Raw genomic sequence first — 14,246 nt, 5'->3', positions numbered from 1 at the left:
CATCCATCGGCGTCATCACGAAACTTGCATTGGATGCATGATACGTTCATGCGATGTCGGCCATGGATACCGTCGGGTCCGGCGCTTCTCGCGCCGGGGGGTCGGCAGATCACCTGATGCGAGACGGTCTGTCGCTGCTCGCGCCCGAGGAGACCGTGCTCGCGGCGATGATCGAAGGGTGGGAGCAACAGCAGCGCTCGCGGATGCTCGCGAACCTGACCATCGAGCGGCGGACACAGATCGTGCGCCGGTTGGTGGTCTTCACCAACGACTACCCGTGGCAGTGGTCGTCGGCGGACGTCGAGGAGTGGACGACGCATCTGGTGGAGTCGGGAGCCGCGCATTCGACGGTGCGGCTGTATCAGATGGCGGCATCGCTTTTCTGCAGCTACATCTCCGACGTCCGCTACCGGTGGCACGAGGTCTGTGAGCGGCACTTCGGGGTGCACCCGGTGCAGATCTTCCACGAGTGGAACATGGTCGTGCACCGCAGCGACTATGAAGGGCGACCCGGCAATCGGCCGCTGACCCGCGACGAGCTGCAGGCGTTCTTCGACTACTGCGACACCCGGGTGAACCGGGTCGGCGCGCCTCCGGCCGCAAAGGATGGCTGGCGAGCTATCGCGACGCCACGCTGTTCAAGGTGATCTACGCCTGGGGCCTACGCCGCCGGGAGGCCTCGATGCTCGACACCGTCGACTGGACCGCCAACCCCGCGGCCACCGAGTTCGGCCGCTACGGGGCGCTGTCGGTGCGCCACGGCAAAGCCCTCTCCGGCGGACCGCCGCGGCGCCGCACGGTCCTGACCACCATGGAATGGGCCGCCGAGGCCGTCGACGAGTGGGTCACCGAGATCCGGCCCCTCTACGACTCCGACCAACTCGCCCTCTGGCCCACCGAGCGCAGCGCACGGGTGGGAGCGGTGTCGATCTCCCAACGGTTCGCCGAGTACCGCGACGCCGTCGGGCTCGAGAAGCACCTCGGCCCGCACTGTCTGCGCCACTCGTATGCGACACATCTGCTCGAGGACGGGTTCGATCACCTCTTCGTCCAACAACAACTCGGACACTCCTGGGGATCGACCACCGCGATCTACACCAGCGTCGGCACCGATTACAAGAACAACGCCCTCCGACGAGCACTGAGTCGGGCGTTCACCACCGCGAGCACCGACGAGGAGAACTGATGCCGCACCCGCAGCTGAACTACCAGTGGCATCTGCGCCGCCTCCTGGCCGACCAGGGCATCTTCGCGACCACCGGACTCGGACCCCTCCTCGCCGAACGGGGCATCACACTCTCCGAAGCACAGGTGTATCGCCTGGTCACCGGGACACCCGAACGTCTGAGCCTGCGCACGCTGATGGCACTGTGCGACATCCTCACCTGCACACCCAACGACCTCATCGAACCGATCGCCGAACCCGCCACAGGGACCGCGACCGGAACATCGACACACCGCCCCGACACCGCTGCCGCGACCACCCGCGCCAAGACCCGCACACCACGACGCGCCGACATCCGGCGACAGTGATCGCAGGACGGTGTCGCATCTGCACCACCGCCGAGGTTCGCGGCATGACGGTGTGCGACCGCTGCAGAAAACGAGCCACGCAGCACCGCGGTACGTGCGCCGGCTGCAGAAAGCCGGACAAACTGTTGGACGACGCCGACACCTGCCGGTGGTGCCGCCAGAAGGCGCGTCGCACCTGCACCTGTTGCGATGCAACAGGATCAGCTCTCACCGGCGCCGAAGGCGACACCCTCTGTCACCGGTGCACACTGACCCGCCGCCTCGACGCGATAATCCCTCCTCATGCCGACGGCCCCCTCGCACCGCTGCGGCAGCCGCTCCTGCACGCCGAACCCGTCACCACCCGCCGGTGGCTGATCCGCACCACACCCCTGCTGCTCTCCATCCAGGACGGAAGCACAGCCCTCACACACACCTCGTTCGACACCCTCCCGCACCCGAAGTCGGTCGAGCACCTGCGCTCACTCCTCGTCGCCACCGGCATCCTCGGCCCGGACCTCGACCGCAGCCTGCGCCGCCTCGAAGCCCAACTCCCCCAACTACTGAGCAGCCTGACCCCGAACCACCGCGCACTCCTGACCCGGTGGACACAGTGGGCCGTACTCCCCAGATTGCGCGCGGCGACCGAGAAGCGGGAAGGCCATGTCGGCGCCCAGAACGCTCGCTCACAGATTCGCCAATCGGCACTGTTCCTCGACTTGCTGCAGCAGCGCTCGACAGAGCTCGGCGAGTGCACACAACACGACATCGACACCTGGTTCAGCGCGCCTGGAGCCGCCCACTGGCGCGTGCGGTCCTTCCTGACGTGGGCACGACGCAACCGGCACCTACCCCGCACACTCACCCTCCCCTCGAGCTACCGAGGCCGAGCGGAAGTCCCCACCGACGACGACGAGAGGTGGCAGATCTGCCGACGCCTCGTCCACGACGAGTCTCTGGACCCCGCCGACCGGCTCGCCGGCGCCTTGATCGCGCTGTTCGCCCAACCACTGACCCGTATCGCCGGACTCACCACTGCCCACGTCACCGAAACCGACGCCGGGGTGGAACTGCGGCTCGGCAGCGCCGACACGCTTCTGCTACCGGATCCGTTCGCCCAGATCGCACTGCAACTACCCCGACCACGACGCGCAGGAACCGCCGAGCAGATACCTCAGACATGGCTCTTCCCCGGTCACCGTGCTGACATACCACTCACGGCGACGGCGCTCGGTAACCGGTTGCGTCGCATCGGTATCAGTCCGCAGGCCCTGAGACTGTCCGCCATCGCCCACCTCACCCGAGAGCTCCCACCGAGCGCACTCGCCGCGATGCTGGGTCTGAACGCACACACCGTCGCGCAGCACACGCTCCGAGCCAGCGGCCAATGGGCGAACTACGCCGCCGACCGCCACTCCTGAGTCTCGCTATTCGCAGGGTCGAATACGGCAACCCTGCCAGTGCTGTAGGAGTGGAAGGAGGCCACGTGGTCGAGGTAGGCGCGCCACGTGTCGGAGCTGGTCAGCTCGGCTACCTTCTCGGTGATCGAGGTGTGCAGTGATGCCGCCAGCTCGCGGCGTGCTTCGGCTTTGTCCGCTGCGCTGGTCTTGGTTCGTGATGCCATGACTGGCCCCTCTCCCTCGTGACCGGTCCCCCGGCCTGCTGTTGCCAATTTCTTTTCGCCGTCATCTGGCGTGAGGAGAGACAGCAGCGCACGTGGACGACGGGGCAACGCCGCGGCTGGACAGTTTTCGTGGGAGCGCAGCGAGTGCGGGACGAAAAGTGTTCGGAGCCATGGGCCGTAGCGCAGCGGAGCGAGGGGTTGAGGCGGCGGGCACGGGTGATGCAGTATCGCCGGGAGCCAGATGTGCGACAAGAAATCGAATGCTTTTTCGCGGTGCGGAGCGCAGCGGAGCTCGGTTCGGGGGACGCCCGCAGGGTGGCCGGCACCGCCGAAGGCGGAACACCGATCGCTGGTCGACGCCGCCGACGTGGCCACTTCGCGGCCGCGGAGCTCGCAACGTGATTGTGCGGGAGCGACGGAGACCGGCAACGCTCGGTGTCGCGGTAGCGCTGGTTGGTGGAGGCGAGACCTGGGTTGAGCACCGCTCCGACATCGCTTTATGGGTTTGCTGGTGCAGCTACTCTGGTTGGACTACAACATGATCGAGTTAGGAGCCTTGTCTTGGCGTCTTCCGTGTGCAACCGCTGCGCTGACGCAGACAAAGCGGTTCGTTTGACTCCGGGTTTCCGATTTCAGGTGGGTCTCAAAGTGGTCGCCTCCATGCAGGAAGTGTTGGAACGCAACGCTTATGAGCTGCGGGAGCACTTGTACGTCGAGGACTATACGAATATCAGCGAGAAGATGACAGGTGAGTTCGTTCAGGAGACTGTGCGGTTGTTGATCAACTACTGCTTGGCTCGGTCCGCGTTGGTAGACACCACCCGGGCCAACATCACGAAACTGAGCGAAAAGGCCGGCGGCGAGCCAGCGCGGTGGGCCAAGAAAGAGTGCGCCGAGAAGACGAAGTTGCACTTCGATAAGCCGGAGTACAAGTTCCTCCAGGACCTCCGAAACTACTGCTGCCACTACAGTGTTCCGACGTTGAATGCCTCCCTCAAATGGCCTGTCGGCGAGGGGTCCGGCGATCTGCGGCATGAAGTGACGCTCATGGCGGAACCCATGTTGAAGTGGTCCAATTGGTCGTCGCCCGCGTGGGCCTACATCGAGCAGAACATCGCTGAAGGTATTGCGGTAGTTCCGTTGGTCTCGGCGTACCAGGACGATGTCCTTGCGTTCTACGATTGGTTGCCCGCCGACGCAGCTGAAGCCTTCACCGACGAGCTTTTGGCGACGGGTCGGCAGTGGGAAGAGCTTGAGGAGCTAAAGGCCACGTGTCGGTCGAGCCATCTCTGATCTGCTGGGCCCGTGAGCTGGCGAATCAGGCCGAATCGAGCATCGTCTCGTGCCCGCTCCACCGCGTCACCCACAATAACTTCTATATATGGCGTCTTGGATGCGGTGAAACGTAATTTTGCGATACTCGACGTGTGGACAAGTCCGAGTACGTCGAGCTCGCTGTGGAGCGCGTCCGGGCCGTCCTGGCGGACCACCACGCGGTGGTCCATTCCGAGTTGGAGAGCCGGATCGCCGAGGCCAATTGGGCGGGTTCGGCCGGCAACGTCGACCCCCACCACATCACGACAGCACTGCAACAGCTAAAGCGCGATGAGGAGATCGTCTGGGAAGAAGGCCGGGCAACCCGCGGCCGCAGGCAGATTGCCACCATTCAGCCCGTTGACCGGCGTCGACGAGCAACGAAAATTGATCGGTCGGCTGCCCGGAAGCGGCTGCTGTACTCGCGGTATCAGGGATGGGCACAGGGCACTAAACGCTATCCGCAGGGCTTGATCGGCCCAGCCGGAGAGACAGCCGTTCGACTCGCTGTGATTGAGTCCGGTGCGCTACAGCCCGCGGTTCCTGGTGCCGGAGAAGCATCGACACTGCTGGGTGTGCAGCTCAGCGGGCCAGTCGATAGCGCGGGGTTCATGGTGCCATTGAAAAATGGACTACCTATGTCGCCGGTGACGGTGCTCATCGAGGTCAAGAACATTCGCGGCTGGATCTATCCCAATTCCGTTGAGCTGTACCAGCTACTCGGTAAGGCAAGCCGTTTACAAAATAGCCGTCCTGACCAGCTCATCTTACCGATCCTGGTATGCAGGAAAACCCACCCGACGACTTACTGGATGGCCAAGCAACTCGGGTTTTTCGTGATCGAGACTGGACGTCAGTTTGCTGGCGATGTCGACGAGGATGCGCTGCTCGAGGTTCGGAACGAGCTTCACTTTAACGACCTGTTCAAAGGAGCCAATCCGAGCGTGCGGGTACGGGAGCGGTTGAGTAAGACAATCCCTAAATACGCTTCGGCTGCCGCTGAGCAGTGGCGCGAGACGAGCGCAGAATTGGAGGCGACCTTCAGCAGTCTTGGTCGAAAGCGTCTGTCCAACAGCACGAGACGGATCATGACGAACCGTCTGCGCGAACAGAGTGCAGAACTGGGGCACCCTGGGGGCTGGTGAAGACCTGACCAACCGTCCCGACGAGCATCGAGACCGCCGACGCGGGTCGTTGCTCGGTCGGCCAAGACAACAGCGCCACGCATCCTGCGCACAGCGGTTTCCGACCGTGCCGACATTTACTGAGTCGTCTCGTCGGGTGCTACATCGTCCTTGCGAACCCTGCATCTGTTCTTTGAGATCGCGAGCGCAGCTGAATAACAGGTTCCGCATGAAGACTGTTCTGACATCGTGACTCGATCGGTGGTTCAATTTCGCGACACGCCGAAAAAATGCGCCTGTGGAGCAATCAGAGGCCTTTTAGGGGTGTCATCGTGCCCATGCTGTCGCAGCCACCCAGTAGTATGAGGGCGTGGTCCTGAACGCGACATCTTGTGGTTCGTAGCGTTGGTATCACGTAGTTCCAATTGAATAGCGAAAGTGGATCGGTGGGACGAACCTCCCGCCCTCTTTGCCCCCTAGGCGCGATGATGCGCCTTCCCTTTCGGCAGTCCTCCCACCGGGGATTGCCCTCCCGTCGGACCGTCCGTCGGGTGCAACAGGAAAGGGGGCGGTGATGGCTTCGACGCCTGATCCACCTGAAGAACCGAGGCCTTCGCGGGCCGAGAGCGTTGCGACTGCGTGTACGCAGGGTGCGATGTGTATGCGAGGGGTAGCAATGCTGCTTGTATACGGCAACAGCTCGACCACCGTGTTACTGGTGATCGAGCTGCTGGCTCTAGGACTCCAGTTGGCTGCTAGCTTGACCCGCCGGCGCTGACAAGAGGAGACCTCGGGCAAGGGGCGGCTATCTGGGTGTTAGAGCACCTTGGTAGTCGCCCTTTGTGGGCTTGTGTCCACTGTTTGCCTAAGTCCAACTGTAGACGCAGTTTCGAACCTTCACAATCACCGGGGCTATTAATCCCCAGCTCAGAGTTCGGATGCGCAGCTCGTGCATCATGCAGCTTTGGTAGACGAAGTGCATACGGTGCCTAGTTGGTGTCCACTGCTGTGCTCTAACGAGGCCGTCCCTCCTGGCAGTTTTCGGAGCGGTGTCCCGGGCGCACTTTGCAAATCTACGACGATCCTGAGTTCCAGTACGTGGTGTAGGTACGCGACGAATGGACGGGGACTGCAGCCGGTGACTTCACCTGCTCCTACGACGGCAGCCCACGGAACACTCCGTCCGCACCAGCACTTTCGGCATAGTCGATGAAGCCCAAATTGGCGATCGACAGATTGTTCTCAACGGAGGCGAGCTGGTCGGGGACCACCCGGAAACTGGTCGGCTCTTCGGGATCGCTGTCTTCCACCTGGTCTGTGTCCAGCACAAGAATGGGCCGTTCCGGATCCGCGAAGGTCCGCGCGTCAGCAACAAACAGGTACCCACTGTCGACGTCGAGGTCGAGCAGCATAGCGACTGTCCAACCGTCGAAGTCGCGGTTGTCCACCGGTGTGAGCACCGCCTGTGCATCGAACCCGGCTGTATCCGTGTGAACAGCCTGCGCGTCCTGCAGCAGCGCGCGCCATGCAGCGTCGTCGGTGAAGTCTGTCCGGACCAAGATCGACTGTCCTTGAGGAAGATTCGGCGACATTTCTCGATGGTAGTTCAATTCGGGGACCGATGGGCTGTGTTCGTGAAGTGGCGGTATAGGGTGCGTTTACTGACGCCGAGTGCGTCTGCGATGTCGCCGATTGTGTTGCCCTGATTGCGCATTCGAGTTGCTTCCCGCTTTTTGGTGACAGTAAGTGCGGGCGGGCGGCCGCCGACCTTTCCTCGTTCGCGGGCGGCGGCGAGGCCTGCGTGTGTGCGTTCGCGGAGTAGTTGGCGTTCGAAGCTGGCGAGTGCGCCGAAGATGTGGAAGACGAGTTCTCCGCCGGCGGTGGTGGTGTCGATCTGCTCGGTGACCGACGCGAATGCCACCCCCCTGGCCTTAAGGTCTGCAATGAGTTCGATCAAATGAGGGAGGTTGCGGCCGAGCCGGTCGAGTCGCCAGACAGTGAGCACGTCACCGGGCAGCAGGATCTCGAGCAGCTCCGTCAGTGCCGGCCGGGTGGTGGTGTATCCGCTCGCGGTGTCGGTGAAGATGCGTTCGCAGCCGAAAGCGCTCAGAGCGTCGCTCTGCAAATCAAGGTTCTGTTCGGCGGTCGAGACCCTTGCGTATCCGTTGTCAGTTTCAGAAGTGGGCGTCATGTTTTCCTGGGGTTTCACCTCCGATTGCAGTGGTCTTCTGACATTCTGAGTGCAGAAGTGGACTGCACAATCGGTCACCTGGGTCGGGTGTTCGGAGGCTGCAATGGATGCGGAGAAGTTCGACGTCGTCGAGGCTGGTGTCTTGACCGCGTCGGCCGAGCAGTGGGAGCAGGCACGGGCACGGTTCGCAGTGCTCAACGAGCTGATGAATCGATCCGCGATCGGTACCTCCGCGGTCGAGGATGCAGCGCAACAGTTGAGTGTCTCGCCCCGGCGGGTGTACGCGCTGCTGTCCATACTCCGGAATGGGGAAGGGGCGGTTACCGATCTACTGGTCTCCGCGCCCGCAGGCGGACGTGGACGCTCCCGCGTGCCAGACGAGGTGGAAGACGTGATCACCGAGCACATCAACCGTGAATTCCTGGCTCGTCAGAAACTCAGTGTCGCTGCACTACATCGTCGTATCGCGCAGGCCTGTCACCGCGCCGGACTCCCGATCCCAGCCCGCAACACAGTCAATGCCCGGATCGCAGCAATGCACCCGGGCCGTGTCGCACGCTCACGTGGCGGACCGGACGCCGCCAGGTCGCGGCAATCCGCGGGCGATGTCCCGCCGCCGGTGACGGCCGTTCTCCAGCAAGTACAGATCGATCACACCGTGGTCGATCTGATGATCGTCGACGAATACGACCGGGCGCCGATCGGACGTCCTTATCTCACGATTGCCATCGATGTCCTCAGCCGCTGCATACCTGGGTTCGTGGTAACTCTCGATCCGCCGTCCGCAGTGTCGGTCGGGTTGTGTCTGGGCCGGGTGTGCTCGGACAAAAGCGTATGGATCGACTCTCTGGGCCTCGGCGCGGATGTGCGGTGGCCGATGGCCGGAAAGCCGCACCGCCTGTACATCGACAACGCTTCCGAGTTCAAAAGTGAAGCGCTCCAGCGCGGTTGCGAGCAACACGGCATCGACCTCGGCTACCGCCCACCCGGCAGGCCGCATTACGGCGGGATCGTCGAACGCATCATCGGCACCGTCATGACCCAGGTCCACGAACTCCCCGGCACCACATTCTCGAACCCAACTCAGCGGGGCAGCTACGACTCGGATAGTAAGGCGGCGTTGACGTTACGAGAACTGGAACGCTGGCTGGTCCTGGCGGTCGCGGCGTATCACGCAGAGGTGCACACCGGCCTCCGGCAGAGCCCGGCTGCGCGGTGGACCAGCAGCACCGACGCTGACAGTGCTCTGGCGAGCTCGACGGTGGTGGACGAGACCGCATTCCTGGTGGACTTCCTTCCCGTCATCCGCCGTCGCCTGACGCGGACGGGGTTCGTCATCGACCACATCCAGTACTTCGCGAACGCTCTGAAACCGTGGATCGCCCGACGAGAGACCCTGGGCCAGTTTGTGATCCGCCGGGACCCACGAGATCTGAGCAGGGTGTGGGTCCTGGACCCCGACAGCGGCGGCGGATACATCGAGGTGCCGTATCGAACGATGTCACATCCAGCGGTGACCTTGTGGGAACATCGCGCAGCAGTGACACGACTGCGCGAACACGGCCGAGCACATATCGACGAACACGCCTTGTTCTCGATGATCGACAAGATGCGAGAGATCGCAACATCGGCGCAGAAGGACACCAGACGGGCTCGACGTAACCGCAGTCGTCGTGCGCACCTGAGCAGCGTCGTGACATCACCGAACGCGATGGGCCCGCCCGAGCTTGGCCCAGGCACCGACGACGTGTCGGTTCCGATCTTCGACGACATCGAAGAATGGTGAAACGGTGAACAACGACCCCCGAATCACGCCCGCAGGCGACGGCGACGACCGTAGCTGCCAAGACATCGACCCCGGTAGTGCGGACCTCAACCATCTGCGCAGTTCGGTCAGACCGATCGCGGTTCTCCCTGCCGCGCAACGCATCAGGCACATTCGCACGGAACGGTGGATCGGGTATCCGCGTGCACGGTCGGTGATCGAGCACCTCGAGACGTTGCTGGGGTGGCCGGATCGGCAACGAATGCCGAACCTGCTTCTGATCGGACCGACGAACAACGGCAAGTCGATGATCATCGAGAAGTTCCGGCGTGCGCACCCTGCGGTCACCTTGCCCGACCGTGAGCAGATACCGGTGCTGTGTATGCAGATGCCCCCGGACCCAGCACCCGGACGGTTCTACCTGGCGATGCTCGCGGCACTCGGAACGCCGATGCGCCCGCGAAGCCGCGTTCACGAACTCGAACAGCAAGCGGTTACGCTGCTGCGAGCGACCGGGGTGCGGATGCTGATCATCGACGAGCTCCACAATGTTCTTGCCGGCCGCGACAACGTGCGCCGAGAATTTCTGAACCTGTTGCGGTTTCTTGGCAACGAGCTGCGGATCCCTCTCGTCGGAGTCGGTACCCGAGAGGCGTACCTCGCTATCCGCAGCGATGGGCAGTTGGAGAACCGTTTTCACCCCATGACGCTGCCGATCTGGACCAACGACACCGACACCCGCTCCCTGCTGGCGAGTTTCACCGCCAGCTTCCCATTGCGTGCGCCCTCGCATCTGACATCGGCGGAGATGACCGACTACCTCCTCACCCGGTGTGAGGGCACCATCGGCGAACTGGCCACGCTGTTGACCGCGGCCGCAGTGACCGCATTAGAGGCCGGAGAGGAAGCGATCACCTCACAGGTGTTGACGCAGACCGTCTACTCCGGGCCTACCGAACGCCGCCGCCACTTCGAGCGGCACCTGGCATGACAATTCCATCCGATGCCCCTGCAGCGCACACAGCGCTCGCCCACAGTGCGTATCCGCGGTGGCCCCTTCACCCGCAACCACTACCTGGTGAGACTCTGATGTCGTGGCTGGCCCGGACCAGCGCACTGTATTCGTTGATCAATACAGCGGACCTTCTCGACGGGCTCGGCTTCGAGAGTCCGGGCGTGGACCTGGACCGCTACACACCCGAGCCGGTGCTGGACGCCCTCGCCCAGAGGAGCACCTGTGCGGCGGAACGGCTGCGTGAGATGACGCTAGCGGGGTGCACGCCCTGGCTCCTCGACAGCACCGACCCCGCCGAATGTGACTTCGACACCTACGCCCATCAGTTCTCTGTCCTACTACCGGCGGGTCTGGCGATGGCAGATCGACGTCGACGCGCACCGCCCGCCGGCATGTGGCTTCCCTGGGTGAGCAAGCTCGATACGCGGGCATGTCCCTTGTGTATCGACGACCTCGACACAGACGCCGATATCGCGGTCATGATGGCTCATCAGTACCCGATGCTGACCAGCTGCACGAAACATCACTGTCGACTGGAATTCTGCAGTGTCGTACCCGGCAGGCTGGTCTTCTGGGAGAGGACACCAGCAGGCTCGGACGATCACGCATCACCGATACCGGTACCGGCAGTCGTCGCAGAAATCGACCGGCGCACCGCCGCCGCATTGACGAGCGGGTCGGTCGAGCTCGGCGCGGGCCGTGTTCATGCCGCAGTGTGGTTCAGGCTGCTGCGTACCGTCGTCGACGAGGTATCGACGCCGCTGGTCCGCACCGGATGGTGGGCGAAGCCACTGAGCGCGATCTGGAAGTCCACCGGCCATTCTCGCCCGCTCCGGACATCATGGGTTCCGTTCGAGCAACTGCGGTGGGACGAGCAAGCGAAGGTTTTGTTTGCCGCCGCGACCGCGATCATCGCGGTGGAGAACGATGAGATGGCCGCGAGCGGTGCTGATGCCTGCTTGCTGCGGCCGCGACGGTACGAGCCGGTCGATCCGGGGACCGCTCCGACAAGGTCTCGCAGTCCGGTACCCGCCCGCAGCGCTTGGGACGGTGTGATTGCGGCGATCGATGCCGCTGTCGCCGCCGCCCGCGTCGACAGCGACGCCGCCCGATCTCTGTTCGGATTGGCGAGAACGGGTTGCCGCACCGAAGAAGACATCGATGAGCTGGCCTATGCCTTCGTCGAGCTCGGCATCCGACTGGACTGGGACTGAAGCGCGCATGATCACCCCACGTTTTTCTACGCCCGCTTTTACGCGGGAATCAATCGCCTCCTGTAGTCACCCACGGTCTGTGTGCGGTGACCGACGAGAATTTCCGTTCCCGCACCGTCTTCGTCTAAATCCCTGCTCAGCGCGTTTCAACTCGAAAGAGCTGTCGGGGGTGCTCGCTACAGTCCCTGTCATGGCAGATCGGCAGCTAGGTGAGGTCCTGGACACGGATTCAGTCGTCCCGGTGAGGAGTGCGGAGGTGTTTCCGGACCTGTCGGGCGAGGTCGCCGCTCGGATCGAACGGTCGATGGCGTCGGCACGGTCCGGTGCTACCCGCCGCGCCTACGATTCGGCGTGGCGACGCTTCGAGACCTGGTGCACCGTCGCCGGGCACCACGCGTTGCCGGCGCATCCCGCTACGGTGGCGGCCTATCTCGTTGCGGCTGCCGACACGCTCACCGTCGACGGGACGCGGGCGTATGCGCCGTCGACGTTCGGCAAATGGATCGCGGCGGTCGCGGACCGCCACCGCGCTACCGGCTACGACAACCCGTGCGGGCACGAGATGGTGCGCGCCACTCTCTCGGGTATTCGGCGGGATTACGCGTCTGCGGGGGAGCGGCCCCGTAACCCGCGCGCACCGCTGCTGACCTCCGACATCACTACGATCGTCGATTACGCGCGTCGAGGTGGGGCCGGGTGGGCGTCGGAGGTCCTCGAACGCCGCGACACTGCGCTGCTCCTGATGGGCTACACCGGCGCATTCCGCCGCAGCGAACTCGTAGCGCTCGAATGCCGCGATGTCCACCGCGACCGCCTCGACGGCGCGCACGTACGTATCCGCAAATCGAAGACCGACCAGGACGGCACCGGAACCGTGAAAGCACTCCCGTTCACCGACCGCCACGAGTCATGTCCGGTCTGCGCGTGGGTGCGATGGCTGCAGATCGTCGCAGCGTTCGACACCGGCGGCAGAGTTGCTGTCATCCGAATACTTTCCCGCGCAGTGGAATTCGACTCCCATATCTGCCGCGGCACCCTTCCTGTAGTCGAGAAACGGTCCCCTCTGTTTCGGTCCGTCCGCAAGAACGGCAACCTCTCCGACACAGCCCTGTCCGGAGCCGCGGTGCACGCGGCGATCCGCCGCCGCGCTACTCGAGCTGGATACGGCCCCGACACCGTCGCCCAGCTCGGCGGGCATTCCCTCCGTTCCGGCTTCGTCACGCAGGCCTTCCGCAACGGTGCCGACGCGCATGCGATCATGCGCCAAACCGGGCACACCACACCCGCAATGGTCGAAACATACGCTCACGAGAATGCGCCACTGGTCGGCAACGCCGTCACCGAGCTCGGCCTATGACCAGGCACCCGACCGAACCAGTGAGCGGCGACGGGACGACAGGGGTAGATGCTGACCACGACGACCGCCCTTGTCCGATACGTGCATCGGACATCACGAACACGTCGATACCGAGGCGGGATCGGCACACGTGGTCACTGTTCGAGGACTGGTGCACCGCCCATGGCGAACCCCCATTGGCGGCCTCTCCTGAGTCACTTGCTCGGTTCCTGTATGCGCACCCCGCCGCGCCGACGACCCAACGCCGCCGGATCGCGGTGATCGACTCCGCTCATCATCGGCATCTATTACCTCCTCCAGGGCGCGCTGAGACCGTCCGGGCTGCGCTGGATGGGGCCCGCACGTCGCGCCTGCAGGAGGTGGCAGCCGTGATCGGCGGAATCATCGCCCGACTCCCCGAATACGGTTGGCCGTCAGCGTTGTTCGCGCGCAGAGACGCGCTGATCCTCACGCTCGCTACGACAGGTCTGCCGTACACGCAGATCGCGGCCCTGCGGGCATGCGATGTCACCGCCGATGCGGGTCTCGACGCCCTTCGCATCGAGACAGGCCGCGGCGTTCATACCCTCACCTCCCTCGCGCTGGCGGGGACGGGCATTTCTCCGCGCACGGTGTACCAGCGCTGGTGTGAGGTGCTCGGCCATCAGGCCCGGTATCCGAGCACCCGAATGCTCGCCGACGCTTTCGATGCCGTGGACGGCACCGGGCTCGGCGGATACGACCGGTATTTCGACCCGGCCGGTCAACATCCGCTGTCGACTGCGATCGACCGGTGGGGCCACACCCCGTTGGCTGCGACCCCGCTGACCGCCCGTGCGGTAGCGGGCATCGTGCGAATGCACTGGGACGGAAGGGCACCCACCCACCTGCAGCCCACTGCGCGGTCACAACATCCGGAGCAGATCGCGGCACCGGATCCAGTACCGCGGGTTCTACTCGACCCCGGCTACTACGAACGCGGAACGCTTGCGCGTAGACACGCCCACGGTCTTCTCGACGACGTGGACTCTGTCCTGGCCGATGTCGAAACCCGCGCGGACAGCCTGTTGGAAGCTCTCGTCGACTTTCTCGAATCGGAGACCGCACGCGTGCCGGCCGACACCGTCGAGTGACTAGTGGTTGGTACTCGG

Annotated in this window: 14 protein-coding genes; 11 read left to right on the top strand and 3 right to left on the bottom strand. The window is 63.9% G+C overall.

The annotated features are described in order from the left end of the window. The first annotated feature begins 53 nt into the window (after nucleotides 1-53). The 4 genes from CH283_RS28920 (at nucleotide 54) to CH283_RS24255 (ending at nucleotide 2,933) form a co-directional block, all read left to right on the top strand. Nucleotides 54-647 carry a hypothetical protein gene (locus CH283_RS28920; RefSeq protein ID WP_230593440.1) on the top strand — a complete coding sequence of 198 codons (594 nt, stop codon included), beginning with the start codon at nucleotides 54-56 and terminating at the stop codon, nucleotides 645-647. Further along, complete coding sequence (locus CH283_RS28915) at nucleotides 644-1,186, top strand: tyrosine-type recombinase/integrase (RefSeq protein ID WP_255183324.1); 543 nt, start codon at nucleotides 644-646, stop codon at nucleotides 1,184-1,186. Before CH283_RS28920 ends, CH283_RS28915 begins: the two co-directional genes overlap by 4 nt. Then, entirely contained in the window at nucleotides 1,186-1,533 is a 348-nt protein-coding gene (locus CH283_RS24260; protein ID WP_032400201.1) for a helix-turn-helix domain-containing protein, read from the top strand. The genes CH283_RS28915 and CH283_RS24260 overlap by 1 nt, the downstream gene beginning before the upstream one ends. Before the next feature lie 125 nt (nucleotides 1,534-1,658). Beyond that, on the top strand, nucleotides 1,659-2,933 hold the full coding sequence (locus tag CH283_RS24255) for a hypothetical protein (protein ID WP_141215153.1): 1,275 nt from the start codon (nucleotides 1,659-1,661) through the stop codon (nucleotides 2,931-2,933). Here the strand turns inward: CH283_RS24255 and CH283_RS24250 are convergent. Continuing rightward, on the bottom strand, nucleotides 2,909-3,136 hold the full coding sequence (locus tag CH283_RS24250) for a hypothetical protein (RefSeq protein WP_032400203.1): 228 nt from the start codon (nucleotides 3,134-3,136) through the stop codon (nucleotides 2,909-2,911). The two genes, CH283_RS24255 and CH283_RS24250, sit on opposite strands and share 25 nt — an antisense overlap. 648 nt (nucleotides 3,137-3,784) lie before the next feature. Between CH283_RS24250 and CH283_RS24245 the strand changes: the two genes are divergently transcribed. After that, nucleotides 3,785-4,429 carry a hypothetical protein gene (locus CH283_RS24245; protein WP_094639485.1) on the top strand — a complete coding sequence of 215 codons (645 nt, stop codon included), beginning with the start codon at nucleotides 3,785-3,787 and terminating at the stop codon, nucleotides 4,427-4,429. A gap of 134 nt (nucleotides 4,430-4,563) precedes the next feature. Then, a complete protein-coding gene (locus CH283_RS24240) occupies nucleotides 4,564-5,595 on the top strand; it encodes a hypothetical protein (RefSeq protein WP_032400205.1) in 1,032 nt (343 codons plus the stop codon). Between the two features lie 1,133 nt (nucleotides 5,596-6,728). Here CH283_RS24240 and CH283_RS24235 read toward each other — a convergent pair. Both CH283_RS24235 and CH283_RS24230 read right to left on the bottom strand, forming a co-directional pair. Further along, nucleotides 6,729-7,166 (bottom strand): DUF6924 domain-containing protein, encoded by a 438-nt coding sequence (locus CH283_RS24235; RefSeq protein ID WP_052061463.1) that lies wholly within the window; start codon nucleotides 7,164-7,166, stop codon nucleotides 6,729-6,731. A 14-nt stretch (nucleotides 7,167-7,180) separates the two neighbouring features. Beyond that, nucleotides 7,181-7,765, bottom strand: a complete 585-nt coding sequence (locus CH283_RS24230; protein ID WP_094639484.1) for a recombinase family protein — start codon at nucleotides 7,763-7,765, stop codon at nucleotides 7,181-7,183. 103 nt (nucleotides 7,766-7,868) lie between these two features. On the opposite strand from CH283_RS24230, the gene CH283_RS24225 reads away from it, so the two are divergent. From CH283_RS24225 to CH283_RS24205, 5 genes are all read left to right on the top strand, one after another. Beyond that, nucleotides 7,869-9,551: a Mu transposase C-terminal domain-containing protein gene (locus CH283_RS24225; protein ID WP_032389201.1), complete on the top strand. Its 1,683-nt coding sequence runs from the start codon at nucleotides 7,869-7,871 to the stop codon at nucleotides 9,549-9,551. A 4-nt stretch (nucleotides 9,552-9,555) separates the two neighbouring features. Then, on the top strand, nucleotides 9,556-10,521 hold the full coding sequence (locus CH283_RS24220; protein WP_230074848.1) for a TniB family NTP-binding protein: 966 nt from the start codon (nucleotides 9,556-9,558) through the stop codon (nucleotides 10,519-10,521). After that, on the top strand, nucleotides 10,518-11,759 hold the full coding sequence (locus CH283_RS24215) for a TniQ family protein (protein WP_052047645.1): 1,242 nt from the start codon (nucleotides 10,518-10,520) through the stop codon (nucleotides 11,757-11,759). The genes CH283_RS24220 and CH283_RS24215 overlap by 4 nt, the downstream gene beginning before the upstream one ends. A gap of 190 nt (nucleotides 11,760-11,949) precedes the next feature. Next, nucleotides 11,950-13,116, top strand: a complete 1,167-nt coding sequence (locus CH283_RS24210; protein ID WP_032364181.1) for a site-specific integrase — start codon at nucleotides 11,950-11,952, stop codon at nucleotides 13,114-13,116. Nucleotides 13,117-13,484: 368 nt separating this feature from the next. Then, nucleotides 13,485-14,228 carry a recombinase gene (locus tag CH283_RS24205; RefSeq protein ID WP_230591063.1) on the top strand — a complete coding sequence of 248 codons (744 nt, stop codon included), beginning with the start codon at nucleotides 13,485-13,487 and terminating at the stop codon, nucleotides 14,226-14,228. Nucleotides 14,229-14,246 lie beyond the last annotated feature (18 nt).

The sequence above is a fragment of the Rhodococcus sp. 05-2254-2 genome (genome assembly GCF_002259095.1).
Lineage (GTDB): Bacteria > Actinomycetota > Actinomycetes > Mycobacteriales > Mycobacteriaceae > Rhodococcoides.
Note: the sequence above shows the minus strand (reverse complement) of the source record. Positions and strands in the feature narration are given on the sequence as shown.

Bases quoted from the DNA above. Each gene is read 5' to 3' on its own strand.
- CH283_RS28920 (WP_230593440.1), top strand. From the start codon at position 54: ATGTCGGCCATGGATACCGTCGGGTCCGGCGCTTCTCGCGCCGGGGGG.
- CH283_RS24260 (WP_032400201.1), top strand. From the start codon at position 1,186: ATGCCGCACCCGCAGCTGAACTACCAGTGGCATCTGCGCCGCCTCCTG.
- CH283_RS24250 (WP_032400203.1), bottom strand. From the start codon at position 3,136: ATGGCATCACGAACCAAGACCAGCGCAGCGGACAAAGCCGAAGCACGC.
- CH283_RS24235 (WP_052061463.1), bottom strand. From the start codon at position 7,166: ATGTCGCCGAATCTTCCTCAAGGACAGTCGATCTTGGTCCGGACAGAC.
- CH283_RS24230 (WP_094639484.1), bottom strand. From the start codon at position 7,765: ATGACGCCCACTTCTGAAACTGACAACGGATACGCAAGGGTCTCGACC.
- CH283_RS24225 (WP_032389201.1), top strand. From the start codon at position 7,869: ATGGATGCGGAGAAGTTCGACGTCGTCGAGGCTGGTGTCTTGACCGCG.
- CH283_RS24215 (WP_052047645.1), top strand. From the start codon at position 10,518: ATGACAATTCCATCCGATGCCCCTGCAGCGCACACAGCGCTCGCCCAC.
- CH283_RS24210 (WP_032364181.1), top strand. From the start codon at position 11,950: ATGGCAGATCGGCAGCTAGGTGAGGTCCTGGACACGGATTCAGTCGTC.